Here is a 14,320-nt window from a genome sequence, read left to right as displayed (position 1 = left end):
GGCGCATCCCCGCGCCGCTGCAATGGTGGAGCCACGATGGTTTCTCGCGCCGAACCCAGTCTCAGCGGCCGCTGGTGGTGGTCGATCGACCGCGTCATCCTGGGCGCGCTGGTCGCGCTGATGGTCTCGGGCGTGGTCCTGCTGATGGCGGGCGGCCCGCCGGTGGCGGAACGGCTCGGCCTGTCGACCTTCCATTTCGTCAATCGCCAGGCCTTCTTCCTGCTCGCCGCGCTGGCGATCTTCATCGGCGTCTCGTTCATGACACCGCGCCAGGTGCGGCGGGCGGCGCTGCTGATCTTCGTCTGCTCGCTGGCGATGGTCGTCGCCACGCTCTATCTCGGCATCGAGGTGAAGGGCGCCCGGCGCTGGCTGACGCTCGGGCCGATCGGCTCGGTCCAGCCTTCGGAATTCCTGAAGCCGGCCTTCGTCGTCCTCGCCGCCTGGGCCTTCGCCGAGGGCACCCGCCGGCCCGACCTGCCCGGCACGCTGATGGCGTTCCTGCTGCTGCCGGTGACGATCACGCCGCTCGTGCTGCAGCCGGATTTCGGCCAGACGATCCTGATCAGCCTGGTCTGGTGCGGGCTGTTCTTCGTCGCGGGGCTGCACTGGTTCTGGGTGATGGGGCTCGGCGGCATCGGCGCCTTCGGCCTGCTGGTCGCCTATCAGCTGGTGCCGCATGTCCGCGCCCGCATCGAGCGCTTCATGGACAAGGGCTCGGGCGATACCTTTCAGATCGATACGGCGCTGGAGAGCTTCGCCCAGGGCGGATGGCTCGGCAAGGGTCCGGGAGAGGGCACGGTCAAGCGCATCCTGCCCGACGCCCATACCGATTTCATCTTCGCCGTGACGGCCGAGGAGTTCGGCATCGTGATCTGCATCGCGCTGGTCGCGCTGTTCGCGGTGATCGTGCTGCGAGCGCTGATCGTCGCGCAGAAGACGGAGGACGCCTTCGTGCGGCTGGCTGTGACCGGGCTGTCGCTGCTGTTCGGCATCCAGGCGGCGATCAACATGATGGTCAACCTGCACATGATGCCGGCCAAGGGCATGACGCTGCCCTTCATCTCCTATGGCGGCTCGTCGCTGCTGTCGCTGGCGATCGGCACCGGTTTCCTGCTGGCCCTGACGCGCAAGCGGCCGAGAGCCGCCGATTTCGGCGCGTTCAGGCACTGAGGCGGCGGGCGGCATGGCACGGGAGAAGCTCGTCATTCTGGCGGCCGGCGGCACGGGCGGGCATCTCTTCCCGGCCGAGGCGCTGAGCCATGTCCTGCGGGCGCAGGGCATCCGCGTGATGCTGATGACCGATCCGCGCGGAGCGGAATTCGCGGGGGATTTCCCGGCCGATGCGGTGATCCCGATCCCCTCGGCGACGCCGTCGGGCCGGTCGCTGATCGGCAAGCTCCGCGGCGCGCTGGAGATCGGCAAGGGGGTGCTGGCGGCGCGCCGGACGGTGCGGGAGCTGAAGCCCGGCCTGCTGCTCGGTTTCGGCGGCTATCCCACGGTGCCGCCGGTGTTCGGGGCCTCGCTCGGTGGTGTCAGGACGATGATCCACGAGCAGAACGCCGTGGTCGGGCGGGCCAACCGCTTCCTCTCGGGACGGGTGGACGCGATCGCGACCGGCTTCGCCGAGGTCGGCGGGCTGCCGGCCGCGAGCCTGGCGAAGTGCCGGCATGTCGGCAATCCGGTGCGGCCCGCGGTGCTCGCCGCCGCCTCGCCCTATGGCCGGCCCGAGGAAGGGCCCTTCCATCTCCTGGTGTTCGGCGGCAGCCAGGGCGCGCGGATCATGGCCGACATCGTTCCCCCCGCCATCCAGGAGCTTTCGCCGACCGAGCGGGCGAGGCTGGTGGTCACCCAGCAGGCGCGCCCCGAGGATCGGGAGAGGGTCAGCGGCATCTATGCCGGGCTCGGCGTCCGCGCCGAAATTCAGCCCTTCTTCAAGGATCTGCCGGCGCGCCTGGCACAGGCACATCTGGTGGTCGCCCGCTCCGGCGCCTCGACCATCGCGGAGCTCACGGTGATCGGCCGTCCGGCGCTGCTCGTGCCGCTGCCCGGCGCGCTGGACCAGGACCAGGCGGCCAATGCGGCCTTTCTGGAAAAGCGCGGCGGCGCGATCCGCATCATGCAGTCCGACTTCACCCCGGCGCGGCTGGCGGCGGAGCTCTCGCGCCTGATCAATGAGCCGGCACACTTGACGGCCATGGCGGAGAGCGCCAAGAGCGCCGGCATTCCCGATGCGGCGGAGCGGCTGGCGCGGCTCGTCGTCGAAACCGCCTCATTCTGAACCAGACAGGATCGTCACCCCCATGAAGCTGCCGCCGAAGCTCGGCTCCATCCATTTCGTCGGCATCGGCGGCATCGGCATGTCCGGCATCGCCGAGGTGCTGCACAATCTCGGCTACCAGGTGCAGGGTTCGGACGCGGCCGACAACGCCAATGTCCGCCGCCTGAACGAGAAGGGGATCAAGACCTTCATCGGCCACGCCGCCCAGAACATCCAGGGCGCCGAGGTGGTAGTCGTCTCCACCGCGATCCGCCGCGACAATCCCGAGCTCGTGGCGGCGCGCGAGCAGCGCCTGCCTGTGGTGCGCCGGGCCGAGATGCTGGCGGAGCTGATGCGGCTGAAATCCTGCATCGCCATCGCCGGCACGCATGGCAAGACCACCACCACCTCGCTGGTGGCGACGCTGCTGGAGAAGGGCGGGCTCGATCCGACCGTGATCAATGGCGGCATCATCAACGCCTATGGCACCAATGCCCGGATGGGCGAGAGCGACTGGATGGTGGTCGAGGCCGACGAATCCGACGGCACCTTCCTGAAGCTGCCGGCCGACGTCGCGATCGTCACCAATATCGACCCCGAGCATCTCGACCATTTCGGGACCTTCGACGCGATCAAGGCGGCGTTCCGGAGCTTCGTCGAGAACCTGCCCTTCTATGGCTTCGCGGTGATGTGCATCGACCATCCCACGGTGCAGGGCCTGGTCGGGCAGATCGAGGACCGGCGCGTCATCACCTATGGCGAGAATCCGCAGGCCGATTTCCGGCTGATCGACATCGACCTCACCGGCGGCCAGGCGAAGTTCACGCTGCTGATCCGGGACCGCAAGCGCGGCCGCGACGAGGTGGTGCGCGATCTGGTGATGCCGATGCCCGGCCATCACAACGCGCTCAACGCCACCGCGGCGATCGCCGTGGCCTATGATCTCGGCATTCCGGTGGAGCGGATCCGCGAGGCGCTGGCCGGGTTCGGCGGGGTGAAGCGGCGCTTCACCAAGACAGGCGAGTGGAACGGCGCGCTGATCTTCGACGATTACGGGCATCACCCGGTCGAGATCGCGGCGGTGCTGAAGGCGGCGCGGGCCTCGACCAAGGGCAAGGTCATCGCCATCGTACAGCCGCATCGCTATACCCGCCTCTCCAGCCTGTTCGACGATTTCGCCGCCTGTTTCAACGATGCCGATACGGTGATCGTCGCCGACACCTATGCCGCCGGAGAGGCGCCGATCGCCGGGGCGGATCGTGATTCGCTGGTGTCCGGCATCAAGGCGCGCGGCCATCGCCACGCTCTGCCGCTGGAGGGGTCGGAGAAGCTCGCCGGCATGGTCGCTGAGGTGGCGGGGCCGGGGGATTACGTGGTCTGCCTCGGTGCCGGCAACATCACGCAATGGGCCTATGCGCTACCCGGCGAGCTGAAGGCGCTCGCCGCCGGGTGAGCCTTCTCTCCCCGGGGGAGACAGGCTAAGGAACCGCCATGAGCTATCCCGACATCACACCGGCCCTGCGCGCGGCCGTTCCCGGTCTCCGCGGCCGGCTGCTCGCCAATCACGACATGGCCGGGCTGACCTGGTTCCGCGTCGGCGGGCCGGCGCAGGCGCTGTTCACCCCGGCGGATGAGGAGGATCTGGCGGCGCTGCTCGCGGCGCTGCCCGCCGACATGCCGGTCACGGTCGTCGGGCTGGGCTCCAATCTGATCGTGCGCGACGGCGGCATTCCCGGCCTCGTCATCCGCCTCGGCGGCAAGGCCTTCGCCGAGATTTCGCTGGAGGAGGGGGACCGGTTGCGCGCCGGGACGGCGGTTCCCGACGTGAAGGTGGCGAGGGCGGCGGCCGATGCCTCGCTCGACGGGCTCGCCTTCTATCGCGGCATCCCCGGCTGCATCGGCGGGGCGCTGCGGATGAATGCCGGAGCGCATGGCGGCGAGACCACCGATGTGCTGGTCGAGGCGCGCGGCGTGACGCGCCAGGGCCAAATCGTGACGCTGTCGCATGCGCAGATGGGCTTCACCTACCGCAATAGCGCGGCCGCGACGCATGAGATCGTCTTCACCTCGGCGCTGTTCCAGGGCCGCAAGGGCGATCAGGCGGCGATCCTCGCCGAGATGGACCGGGTGACGGCGGCCCGCGAGGCGGCGCAGCCGATCAAGGAGCGGACCGGCGGCTCCACCTTCAAGAACCCGCCCGGCGGCAAGGCCTGGCAGCTGATCGACGCCGCCGGCTGCCGCGGCCTGCGTCGCGGCGGCGCGCAGGTCTCGGAAATGCATTGCAACTTCCTGATCAACACCGGCGGCGCCACGGCGGCCGATATCGAGGGGCTCGGCGAAGAGGTGCGGCGCCGCGTCAAGGATTCCTCGGGCTTCGAGCTGCAATGGGAGATCAAGCGGCTCGGCGTTGCGGCCTGAGGCTCACGCCGCCACCCTCTCCAGCCAGTCGCGCAGCGCCTGGTTGACGCGCGTCTGCCAGCCCGGGCCCGAGGCGCGCAGCGTTTCCAGGAGATCATGGTCGAGCCGGATCGAGATCGCCTCCTTGCACCGGCGCTGGCCCCGTCTGCCGGGCCGGTCCTGGGTGGCCGTCGCGCGCGCCTGCAGAATCTCGACATAGCGCCGCGCCACATAATCCTCGAGCGTGAGCTCGCTGCCGGCGGAGCTGTCCGTCCGATACCCCGGCGAGACGGCGGGGCGGGGCGCGCATGCCTCGAGCGGCTCGGCCATCGGGGCTCCTCCTCGTCGCGAGGCTGGATCGCCTCGTCGTCATGAGAGGGATCGCTTCGCATGCTGCCTTCGCGTCCCTCGATCCGTCCGTTCTTAACAATGACGTAACGTCATGACAAGCCACCGCCATGCCGCCGCCGGGCGGCTCGCAAGACCGGTCTTAACGCCCCGTTAACCCTGTCCGGCCAAGGGTCCGATGCTCAGGAGAGCCGAGGATCGCCATGACCAAACACGTCGCAGTTCTGATGGGCGGCTGGTCCGTCGAGCGCGAGGTCAGCCTCAGCTCCGGCACCAGCTGCGCGGCGGCGCTGGAGAGCGTCGGCTACCGCGTCACGCGGATCGACGTGCAGCCGGATATCTGCACCGTCCTCTCGGCGCTGCGGCCCGACGTCGCCTTCAACGCGCTGCATGGCCGCTTCGGCGAGGACGGCACGATCCAGGGCGTGCTGGAGATCCTGCGCATTCCCTATACGCATTCCGGCGTGCTGGCATCGGCGCTCGCCATCCGCAAGGACCGGGCGAAGCTGGTCGCCGCGGCCGCCGGCGTGCCCGTGGCGCGCGGGGTCACCCTGTCGCGATTCGAGGCGGCCAAGGCGCATGCGCTGCCGCCGCCCTATGTGCTGAAGCCGGTCGACGAGGGTTCCTCGGTCGGCGTCGTCATCGTCAAGCAGGATCGCCAGCATCCGCCGCAGGAAATCGCGCGGCCGGATTGGCCTTGCGGCGAGATGATGCTGGCCGAGAGCTTCATCGCGGGGCGCGAGCTGACCTGCGCGGTGATGGACGGCAAGTCGCTGGGCGTGACGGAGATTCGCGCGGCCTCGGGCGGCTTCTACGACTACGAGGCCAAATACGCGAAAGGTGGTTCGATCCACATTTGCCCGGCTCAAATTTTACCGAAAATTTACCAGCAGATCGAAGAGTGTGCGTTAACGGCGCATCAAGCAATCGGTTGCCGGGGCGTCAGCCGTTCTGACTTCCGCTATGACGACGAGACCGACACTCTCGTCTGGCTGGAGGTCAATACGCAGCCCGGGATGACCGAAACCAGCCTGGTGCCCGAACTGGCTGCCCAAGCGGGCCTGAACTTCGGTGAGCTCGTCAAATGGATGGTGGAGGACGCCTCCCTCGATCGGTGAATGCGATGATGGTGCAAGCCCCGTCGCGCCTGCCGGTCCCGCCCGCCGGTCCGCAACTCCTCGTCGGAGAGCGGTCCGGACGGTGGCTGCGCCGCTCGCGCCGCAGCGCGGTCTCGGTGCCGCTGGCCCAGCGCCTGCCGCGCCGGATCGGCACCTGCCTGGCGCTGGGCTTCCTGGCGGCCAGCCTGGTCTCGGGCAGCGTCATCGGCGGCCATGTCGAGGCGCTCCGGCGCAGCCAGGGCGAATTCCACCACATGCTGGCCCGGGCTTTCGGTTTCGGCATCGACCGCATCACGATCTCCGGCATCGCCGAACTCTCCGAGGCTGAAGTGCTCGTCGCAGCAGGCATCGACCCGAAGATATCGCTGGCCTTCTTCGACGCCGACGAGGCGCGCAAGCGGCTGGAGGCGACGCCGCTGATCCGCGAGGCGAGCGTCCGCAAGCTCTATCCGGGCGAGGTCTCGATCGCGCTCACCGAGCGCCGGCCCTTCGCGCTCTGGCAGGTCAAGGGCGAGCTCTTCGTCATCGCCGCCGACGGCACGGTCATCGACAAGATGGATGACGGGCGCTTCGCCCATCTGCCGCTGGTCGTCGGCACCAACGCCAACCACCGGGCCGCCGAATACATCGCGCTGCGCGATGAGGCCGGCGCGCTGGCGCCGCGGATTCGCGCCGCGACCCTGGTCGCCAACCGGCGCTGGACGCTGAAGCTCGACAACGGGCTCGATGTCCGCCTGCCCGAGACCCAGCCGGCCGCGGCGGTGAAGCGCCTGGCCGTGCTCGAGACCGAGAGCCGGATCCTGGACAAGGACGTGCTGGCGATCGATCTGCGCCAGCCGGACCGCGTGGTGATGCGCCTGACCGAGGAAGGCGCCGCCGCCCGGGCCGAAGCGCTCAAGGCCAAGGCCAAGAAGAAGGGCGGCGAAGTATGAGCCCGACTTCCCAGGGATTGACGCCGCGGATGCGGCCCTTGTCGTCGCGCAAGAGCGCGACCCTGTCGATTCTCGACATCGGCACCAGCAAGGTGGTCTGCCTGATCGCCGAGCTCAATCCGGCCGAGGCCAATGAGCGGCTGCGCGGGCGCACCCATGTCGCCCGCATCATCGGCATCGGCCATCAGCGCTCGATCGGGCTGAAGGGCGGCGCGATCATCGACCTCGAAGGGGCCGAGCGGGCGATCCGTGCGGCTGTCGACGCCGCCGAGCGCATGGCGAAGGTCGAGGTGCAGTCGGTGATCGTCAACCTCACCGGTGGCCGGCTCGGCTCGCAGCATTACGCCGCGGGGGTCGATCTCAGGGCCGGCGCCGTCGGCGACAGCGACGTCAAGCGCGTGCTCGCCGCCGCCGCCACCCATGCGATCCGGCCGGGCAAGGCCGTGCTCCACGCGCTGCCCACGGGCTACGCCCTGGACGGGCATCCCGGCGTGCTCGATCCCCGCGGGCTGATCGGCGGCAAGCTCTCCGTCGACATGCATGTCGTCGCGGCGGAAGCCGCCGCGGCCCGCAACGTCATGCTCGCGGTGGAGCGCTGCCATCTCGAGGTCGAGGCGGTGGTCGCGACACCCTATGCCTCCGGCCTGTCGGTGCTGGTTGACGACGAGGCCGAGATGGGCGTCGTGGTCGTCGATCTCGGCGGCGGAACCACCAGCCTCGGCGTCTTCTCCGGGGGGCATCTGATGCATGCCGACGCGATCGCGGTCGGCGGCAACCACATCACCATGGACGTGGCGCGCGGGCTCTCGACGCGGGTTTCGGCGGCCGAGCGGCTGAAGACGCTGCATGGCGCCTGCATCTCGAGCGCCTCCGACGAGCGCGACATGATCTCGGTGCCGCAGGTCGACGATGACGAGCGCGACACCCCCAACCATCTCGCGAAGTCGCATCTCGTGCGGATCATCAAGCCGCGCGTCGAGGAGATCCTCGAACTGGTGCGCGACCGGCTGAACGCAGCGGGTTTCTCGGCGCAGGCCGGGCGCCGCGTCGTGCTCACCGGCGGCGCCTGCCAGCTAACCGGGCTTCCGGAAGTGGCGCGGCGCGTGCTCGGCGGCCAGGTCCGCACCGGGCGCCCGCTCGGCATCCGCGGCCTGCCGGAAGCGGGCAAGGGACCGGCCTTCGCGGCCGCCGTCGGGCTGCTGGTCTATCCGCAGGTCGCGCATGTCGAACATTTCGAGCCGCGTGCCGGCTCGACCTATTTCGCCACGGGAACCGACGGGTATTTCTCCCGCGTCGGCCGGTGGCTGAAGGACAGTTTCTAGTGAGTAACCGGCTCCCCCGGTCAGGCGGGACGGGCCGATCAGAGTTGAAACTTAACAATCGGGACGGCTCCCGCCAGGCGCCGGACAGAGATCTGAAGAGGCAACCATGGCGATGAATCTGCAAGCCCCGGACATCCGGGAACTGAAGCCCCGGATCACGGTGTTCGGTGTCGGCGGAGCCGGTGGCAACGCGGTCAACAACATGATCGAAGCCGGTCTCGACGGCGTCGATTTCGTGGTCGCCAACACCGACGCCCAGGCGCTGGCGCTGAGCCGCGCCTCGCGCATCATCCAGATGGGCCTCCAGGTCACGGAAGGTCTCGGCGCCGGCTCGCAGCCGGAGGTCGGCCGTGCCGCCGCCGAGGAGGTGATCGACGAGATCCGCGATCATCTCGCCGGGGCGCATATGGTGTTCATCACCGCCGGCATGGGCGGCGGCACCGGCACCGGTGCCGCTCCGGCCATCGCCCGCGTCGCCCGCGACATGGGCATCCTGACCGTCGGCGTGGTGACCAAGCCCTTCCAGTTCGAAGGCCATCGCCGCATGCGCATGGCGGAAGCCGGCATCAGCGAGCTGAACGAGGCCGTCGACACGCTGATCGTCATCCCCAACCAGAACCTGTTCCGCGTCGCCAACGAGACCACCGGCTTCGCAGACGCCTTCGGCATGGCCGACCAGGTGCTGTATTCGGGCGTCGCCTGCATCACCGATCTGATGGTGCGTCCCGGCCTGATCAATCTCGACTTCGCCGACGTCCGCGCCGTGATGCGCGGCATGGGCAAGGCGATGATGGGCACCGGCGAGGCCCAGGGCGAGAAGCGCGCCCTGACCGCGGCGCAGGCCGCGATCAACAACCCGCTGCTCGACGACGTCTCGATGAAGGGCGCGCGCGGCCTGCTGATCTCGATCACCGGCGGGCGCGACATGAAGCTCTACGAGGTCGATGAAGCGGCCACCCGCATCCGCGAGGAGGTCGATTCCGAGGCCAACATCATCGTCGGCGCGACCTTCGACGAATCGCTCGAAGGCATCGTGCGCGTCTCGGTCGTGGCCACCGGCATCGACAAGCCGGTCACCACCCAGGCCGAGATGGACGAGACCGAAGCCCGCATCGCCCAGGTCGCCGAGCGGCTGAAGGCCGAGGCCCGCCTGCGCAGCACCGCCGCCCCGGCCCGCAGCTTCGCCCCCGTCGCGCCGCAGCCCGAGCCGGTGATGGAGCTGCGCCCCGTCGCCGAAGCGCCGCGGCCGCAGCCGGTGGCCCCCCCGGCCGCGCTGGCCGAGGACATCCAGATCGCCCCGGTGCAGCCGCGCCCGGTAATGGCCGCTCCGATGGTGGAGCCGGTGGTGCAGGAACAGCCCCTGCATCATCACGAGGACAGCTTCATCCCGCCGGCGCCCGAGCGCGCCGTCAGGCCGACGCGCATGCCGCGCATCGAGGAGCTGCCGATCCCGGCCCAGAACCAGCTGGCCCAGCGCGGCGCCCAGCCGCTGGCGGCGCCGCAGAACGCGGCCGAGCAGAAGCGCATGTCGCTGATGCAGCGCCTGGCCTCCGTCGGCTTCGGCCGCAAGGAGGACGAGGCGATGCAGGAGCCGCAGCCGCAGCCGCAGCAGGCGCCGATGCGCCAGGCGCCGGCGCCGGCCGCCCCGAGCGCCGCCCATGCCGAGTATATGCGCCGTCCCGCCGCGCCGGTCGCCGCACCGCGCCCGGCTGTCGGCCAGCTCGACCAGCACGGCCGCACCGCGCCGAATCGCAGCGAGGAGGAGCGGCTGGAAATTCCGGCCTTCCTGCGCCGCGAAGCCCGCTGAAGACGGGCGCTCCCGGCGCCTTTCCACGGACATGCCCGCCGCGGCTCTCGCGGCGGGCATTTTCATTTTTTAAAAACTATATTTATCAACGGCATAGTCAGTTAATCAGGTGTTTCTAGATCCTGTAACAGAGCGTAAGAAACCGTGATTTTGTCGCCTTGGCTGCCGGGACTATGTTGCGCTCGCACCAAGAGGGGTGGTGGTGGTGGTCCAGCTGGATCGCGCCAGACTTCCGAGGCATCGCGGTTGGGTTTGCCTGAGGCTTTCGTCGCTTCCGTCGGCTCTCGCGATCAGGATTGGATACCGGAATGAATTTCGATCGGCAGACGACACTGCGCGCCCCCGTGACCCTGACCGGGATCGGTGTTCACTCCGGAGCTCCGGCCAGCATCTGCCTCAAGCCTTCCAGTGCGAATTCCGGCATCGTCTTCCTGCGGCAGGGGCTCGCCGATCGTCCCGCCCAGCTGATCCACGCCAAGCACACCAAGGTCAGCGCCACCGAACTCTGCACCGTGATCGGCGATGGCGCCTCCGCCTCCGTCGCGACGATCGAGCATCTGATGTCGGCCTGCGCCGGCCTCGGCCTCGACAATGTGCTGATCGAGATCGACGGGCCCGAAATGCCGATCATGGACGGCAGCGCCCGTGAGTTCGTCGATGCGATCCAGGCGACCGGCCTCGCCACGCTGCAGGCCGGCCGGCGCTATCTCAAGATCCTGCGCCCCGTGCGTGTCGAGAACGGCCGCGCCTTCGCCGAGCTGCTGCCGGCGGAGAAGGGGTTCCGCCTCGATGTCGAGATCGATTTCGACACCGCGGTAATCGGCCGCCAGCGCAAGGTCTTCGATCTCGAGCCGGCGGCCTACGCCCATGAGATCTCGCGCGCCCGCACCTTCGGCTTCATGCGCGATGTCGAGCAGCTCTGGAAGGCCGGCTTCGCGCTCGGCGCCTCGCTCGACAACACCGTCGCCATCGGCGAGGACAAGGTGATCAACCCCGAGGGGCTGCGCTATCGCGACGAGTTCGTCCGTCACAAGGTGCTGGACGCGATCGGCGATCTCGCGCTCGGCGGCTATCCGATCCAGGGCGAGTTTCGTTCCTATTGCGGCGGCCACCGGCTGAATGTCCGGATCCTCGAAGCGCTCTTCGCCGACCGCGCCAATTACGGCATCGTGGAAGCGACCCCGGTCTATGCGGCCGCGCCGCGCGCCATGCAGATGGCCGCCGCCGCCCCGGCCGCCTTCGCGCCGGACGTCCACTGAGCCGGGACGAGCCGGCCGCGCCTTCCATTCGCCCGCTTTCTGTCGGAGACAGTGGCGCCGGCCCGCGAGCCGATCGCCGGTTGGGGCCGTAAGCCCGGCGGGCGCAGTGCACTCCGGCGAATCTGCTGGATTTCGCCGTTTTCGGTGGTGGCGCCGCGTCGGCGTCTGCGCTATGGCAGTCTCCCACGCTGTGGGATTGGACCAAGAGGACTGGCTACGTGAGCGTCATGCGGCTGAATTTCCTGAACACCGAACGCACCGCCTCGATGCGCAGGGGCGCGGCACTGGCCGCCATCGCCCTGATGCTCGGCGGCTGCGACACGCTGTCCTCGTTGAACCCTTTCGACCGGCCCGAGGTCTACAAGCCCGAGATCGTCGCCGATGTCCCGGCCGACAGGCTCTATAACGAGGGTCTGGCGCGCATCCAGAACGGCGACAGCGAAGGCGCGGCCAAGAAATTCGGCGAGATCGACAAGAACGCCCCCTTCTCGCCCTATGCGAAGAAGGGCCTGATCCTGACGGCCTATGCGAATTACGAGGCCAGCAAATGGGAGGAGGCGATCACCGCCTCCAAGCGCTTCATCGCGCAAAATCCCGGCAGCCCCGACGCGGCCTATGCGCAGTACATCATGGGCATGTCGTATTTCAACCAGATCCCGGATGCGACGCGTGACCAGGAGCGGACGGAGCTCGCCATCAAGGCGATGGAAGAGCTGATCGCGAAATATCCCCGGTCGGAATATGTCGTCGACGCCAAGGAGAAGATCCTGGTGGCGCGCGACCAGCTGGCCGGCAAGGAGATGAATGTCGGGCGCTATTACCTGCAGCAGCGCAACTATACCGGCGCCGTGAACCGGTTCCGCGACGTGATCACGAAGTACCAGACCACCCGTCATGTCGAGGAAGCGCTGATGCGGCTGACCGAGGCCTATATGGCGCTCGGCATCACCAACGAGGCGCAGACGGCGGCGGCGGTGCTGGGGCATAATTTCCCGGACAGCCGCTGGTACAAGGACGCCTATGTGCTGCTGGAGAGCGGCGGGCTCGCGCCGCGCGAGGATCGTGGCTCCTATATCAGCCGCGCCTTCCAGGGCTTCACGCGCGTGGTCGCCGGCGTCGTCAATCCGTTCTGATCGCGGAATCCGTGAGGGTCTGCTGCGCATGCCCTGCCTCCTGAGCCCGCGCTGAGCGTCATGCTGGCGCAGCTCTCGATCCGCGACATCGTCCTGATCGACAGGCTCGACCTGAGCTTCGGCGAGGGCTTGAGCGTGCTGACCGGCGAGACCGGTGCAGGCAAATCGATCGTGCTCGACGCGTTCGCGCTGGCCCTGGGCGGGCGCGGCGATGGCGGGCTCGTGCGCCATGGCGAGAGCCAGGGCCAGGTCGGGGCGGTGTTCGACCTGCCGGGCGATCATCCGGCCCGGCGCCTGGCGCAGGCGCAGGACATCGACACCGATGGCGACCTGATCCTGCGCCGCGTCCAGCATGCCGATGGCCGCACCCGCGCCTTCATCAACGACCAGCCGGTCAGCGTGCAGATCCTGCGCGCGATCGGCGCGGCGATCGTCGAGATTCATGGCCAGCATGACGACCGGGCGCTGACCGACCCGGCCCAGCACCGGATGATCCTCGACGGGTTCGGCGGGCTGGAGGCGCAGGCCGCTGCCGTGGCGCAGACCAGCGAGAGCCTGAAGCGCGCGCGCCAGGCGCTGCAGGCGCAGCGCATGCGCGTCGAGGCGGCGCGCAAGGAGGCGGATTTCCTGCGCCATGCCGTCGATGAGCTGCGCAAGCTCGCGCCGCAGGCCGGGGAGGAGGAGGCGCTGGCCGCGGCGCGCCAGGGCATGATGCAGGCGGAGAAGGTCGCGCGGGACCTGATCGAGGCCTATGAGGCGGTGGGCGGGCAGGCCTCGCCGGTGCCGGCTCTGGCCGGGGTGCTGCGCCGGCTCGAACGGCGCGCCAGCCAGGCGCCGCAGCTCGTCGACCCCTCGCTCGCCGCACTGACCACCGCGATCGTGGCGCTGGAAGAGGCCGGCGAGGCACTGGCGGCGGCGATGCGGGCCAGCGAGCATGATCCGCGCGAGCAGGAGCGGGTCGAGGAGCGGCTGTTCGCGCTGCGCGCCGCGGCCCGGAAATACGACGTGCCGGTCGAGGGGCTGCTGGTGCTGGCCGAGAGCATGGCGGGCGATCTCGCGGCGCTCGACGAGAGCGAGACCTCGCTGGCGCGGCTCGAGAGCGAGCTCGCGCAATGCGAGGCGGATTTCATCCGGCTGGCGCAGGCCCTGTCGCAGGAGAGGCGGGCGGCGGCCGCCAGGCTGGATGCGGCGGTGAAGGCGGAGCTGCCGCCGCTCAAGCTGGAGCGGGCGCGCTTCATCACCCAGATCGACAGCGACCCGGCCGCGCGCGGCCCTGAAGGCTTCGACCGGGTCGAGTTCTGGGTCGAGACCAATCCCGGGACGCGGCCGGGGCCGATGATGAAGGTCGCCTCCGGCGGTGAGCTCTCGCGCTTCATGCTGGCGCTCAAGGTCGTGCTGGCGGAGCGCGGCTCGGCCCCGACGCTCGTCTTCGACGAGATCGACACCGGCGTCGGCGGCGCGGTGGCGGATGCGATCGGCGAGCGGCTGGCGCGGCTCGCGCGCAAGGTCCAGGTGATCTCGGTGACGCATGCGCCGCAGGTCGCGGCCAAGGCCGGGCAGCATTTCCTGATCGCGAAATCCGCCCTCGCCGGCGATGCCGCGCAGCGCACGGTGACGCGCGTCACGGCGCTGGAGGATCAGGCGCGGCGCGAGGAGATCGCGCGGATGCTGGCGGGCGCCAGCATCACGGAAGAGGCCCGTGCCGCAGCCGGGCGCCTGCTCGAGGCGGCCGGCCTGCGCGGCTGAG

12 protein-coding genes are annotated in these 14,320 nt (G+C 69.3%); 11 read left to right on the top strand and 1 reads right to left on the bottom strand.

Features of this window, described 5'->3' with window-relative positions:
• Positions 1-36 precede the first annotated feature (36 nt).
• Genes ASG72_RS07055 through murB form a run of 4 tightly spaced genes read left to right on the top strand, consistent with a single transcriptional unit; the run spans position 37 to position 4,675 of the window.
• On the top strand, positions 37-1,170 hold the full coding sequence (locus tag ASG72_RS07055; protein WP_056710507.1) for a putative peptidoglycan glycosyltransferase FtsW: 1,134 nt from the start codon (positions 37-39) through the stop codon (positions 1,168-1,170).
• Between the two features lie 13 nt (positions 1,171-1,183).
• The gene (murG, locus tag ASG72_RS07050; RefSeq protein ID WP_056710505.1) at positions 1,184-2,278 is read left to right on the top strand and encodes an undecaprenyldiphospho-muramoylpentapeptide beta-N-acetylglucosaminyltransferase; all 1,095 of its coding nucleotides are present in this window, start codon (positions 1,184-1,186) and stop codon (positions 2,276-2,278) included.
• A 22-nt stretch (positions 2,279-2,300) separates the two neighbouring features.
• Positions 2,301-3,710 carry a UDP-N-acetylmuramate--L-alanine ligase gene (gene murC / locus ASG72_RS07045; RefSeq protein WP_056710503.1) on the top strand — a complete coding sequence of 470 codons (1,410 nt, stop codon included), beginning with the start codon at positions 2,301-2,303 and terminating at the stop codon, positions 3,708-3,710.
• A gap of 38 nt (positions 3,711-3,748) precedes the next feature.
• On the top strand, positions 3,749-4,675 hold the full coding sequence (gene murB, locus ASG72_RS07040; protein WP_056710500.1) for a UDP-N-acetylmuramate dehydrogenase: 927 nt from the start codon (positions 3,749-3,751) through the stop codon (positions 4,673-4,675).
• A 3-nt stretch (positions 4,676-4,678) separates the two neighbouring features.
• Here the strand turns inward: murB and ASG72_RS07035 are convergent, their stop codons facing one another.
• Positions 4,679-4,984 (bottom strand): BrnA antitoxin family protein, encoded by a 306-nt coding sequence (locus ASG72_RS07035; protein WP_056710499.1) that lies wholly within the window; start codon positions 4,982-4,984, stop codon positions 4,679-4,681.
• A 221-nt stretch (positions 4,985-5,205) separates the two neighbouring features.
• On the opposite strand from ASG72_RS07035, the gene ASG72_RS07030 reads away from it, so the two are divergent.
• The 7 genes from ASG72_RS07030 (at position 5,206) to recN (ending at position 14,319) form a co-directional block, all read left to right on the top strand.
• Entirely contained in the window at positions 5,206-6,120 is a 915-nt protein-coding gene (locus tag ASG72_RS07030; protein WP_056710497.1) for a D-alanine--D-alanine ligase, read from the top strand.
• Positions 6,121-6,125: 5 nt separating this feature from the next.
• Entirely contained in the window at positions 6,126-7,052 is a 927-nt protein-coding gene (locus ASG72_RS07025; RefSeq protein WP_244488730.1) for a cell division protein FtsQ/DivIB, read from the top strand.
• Positions 7,053-7,081: 29 nt separating this feature from the next.
• A complete protein-coding gene (gene ftsA / locus ASG72_RS07020) occupies positions 7,082-8,374 on the top strand; it encodes a cell division protein FtsA (protein ID WP_244488729.1) in 1,293 nt (430 codons plus the stop codon).
• 106 nt (positions 8,375-8,480) lie between these two features.
• Complete coding sequence (ftsZ, locus tag ASG72_RS07015) at positions 8,481-10,181, top strand: cell division protein FtsZ (protein ID WP_056710492.1); 1,701 nt, start codon at positions 8,481-8,483, stop codon at positions 10,179-10,181.
• A gap of 308 nt (positions 10,182-10,489) precedes the next feature.
• On the top strand, positions 10,490-11,440 hold the full coding sequence (lpxC, locus tag ASG72_RS07010; protein WP_056710490.1) for a UDP-3-O-acyl-N-acetylglucosamine deacetylase: 951 nt from the start codon (positions 10,490-10,492) through the stop codon (positions 11,438-11,440).
• A 227-nt stretch (positions 11,441-11,667) separates the two neighbouring features.
• The gene (locus ASG72_RS07005) at positions 11,668-12,573 is read left to right on the top strand and encodes an outer membrane protein assembly factor BamD (RefSeq protein WP_056710486.1); all 906 of its coding nucleotides are present in this window, start codon (positions 11,668-11,670) and stop codon (positions 12,571-12,573) included.
• 60 nt (positions 12,574-12,633) lie between these two features.
• A complete protein-coding gene (gene recN / locus ASG72_RS07000) occupies positions 12,634-14,319 on the top strand; it encodes a DNA repair protein RecN (protein WP_056710485.1) in 1,686 nt (561 codons plus the stop codon).
• Position 14,320 lies beyond the last annotated feature (1 nt).

The organism is Allobosea sp. Leaf344 (assembly GCF_001426225.1).
In the GTDB taxonomy this organism is placed as follows: domain Bacteria; phylum Pseudomonadota; class Alphaproteobacteria; order Rhizobiales; family Beijerinckiaceae; genus Allobosea.
The sequence above is the reverse complement of the archived record's forward strand: the minus strand, read 5'-3'. Positions and strand labels throughout refer to the sequence as shown.

What these genes read in the sequence shown, in the direction of transcription:
- ASG72_RS07055 (WP_056710507.1), top strand. Translation starts at nt 37, where the DNA reads ATGGTTTCTCGCGCCGAACCCAGTCTCAGCGGCCGCTGGTGGTGGTCG.
- murG (WP_056710505.1), top strand. Translation starts at nt 1,184, where the DNA reads ATGGCACGGGAGAAGCTCGTCATTCTGGCGGCCGGCGGCACGGGCGGG.
- murC (WP_056710503.1), top strand. Translation starts at nt 2,301, where the DNA reads ATGAAGCTGCCGCCGAAGCTCGGCTCCATCCATTTCGTCGGCATCGGC.
- murB (WP_056710500.1), top strand. Translation starts at nt 3,749, where the DNA reads ATGAGCTATCCCGACATCACACCGGCCCTGCGCGCGGCCGTTCCCGGT.
- ASG72_RS07035 (WP_056710499.1), bottom strand. Translation starts at nt 4,984, where the DNA reads ATGGCCGAGCCGCTCGAGGCATGCGCGCCCCGCCCCGCCGTCTCGCCG.
- ASG72_RS07030 (WP_056710497.1), top strand. Translation starts at nt 5,206, where the DNA reads ATGACCAAACACGTCGCAGTTCTGATGGGCGGCTGGTCCGTCGAGCGC.
- ASG72_RS07025 (WP_244488730.1), top strand. Translation starts at nt 6,126, where the DNA reads ATGATGGTGCAAGCCCCGTCGCGCCTGCCGGTCCCGCCCGCCGGTCCG.
- ftsA (WP_244488729.1), top strand. Translation starts at nt 7,082, where the DNA reads ATGCGGCCCTTGTCGTCGCGCAAGAGCGCGACCCTGTCGATTCTCGAC.
- ftsZ (WP_056710492.1), top strand. Translation starts at nt 8,481, where the DNA reads ATGGCGATGAATCTGCAAGCCCCGGACATCCGGGAACTGAAGCCCCGG.
- lpxC (WP_056710490.1), top strand. Translation starts at nt 10,490, where the DNA reads ATGAATTTCGATCGGCAGACGACACTGCGCGCCCCCGTGACCCTGACC.
- ASG72_RS07005 (WP_056710486.1), top strand. Translation starts at nt 11,668, where the DNA reads ATGCGGCTGAATTTCCTGAACACCGAACGCACCGCCTCGATGCGCAGG.
- recN (WP_056710485.1), top strand. Translation starts at nt 12,634, where the DNA reads ATGCTGGCGCAGCTCTCGATCCGCGACATCGTCCTGATCGACAGGCTC.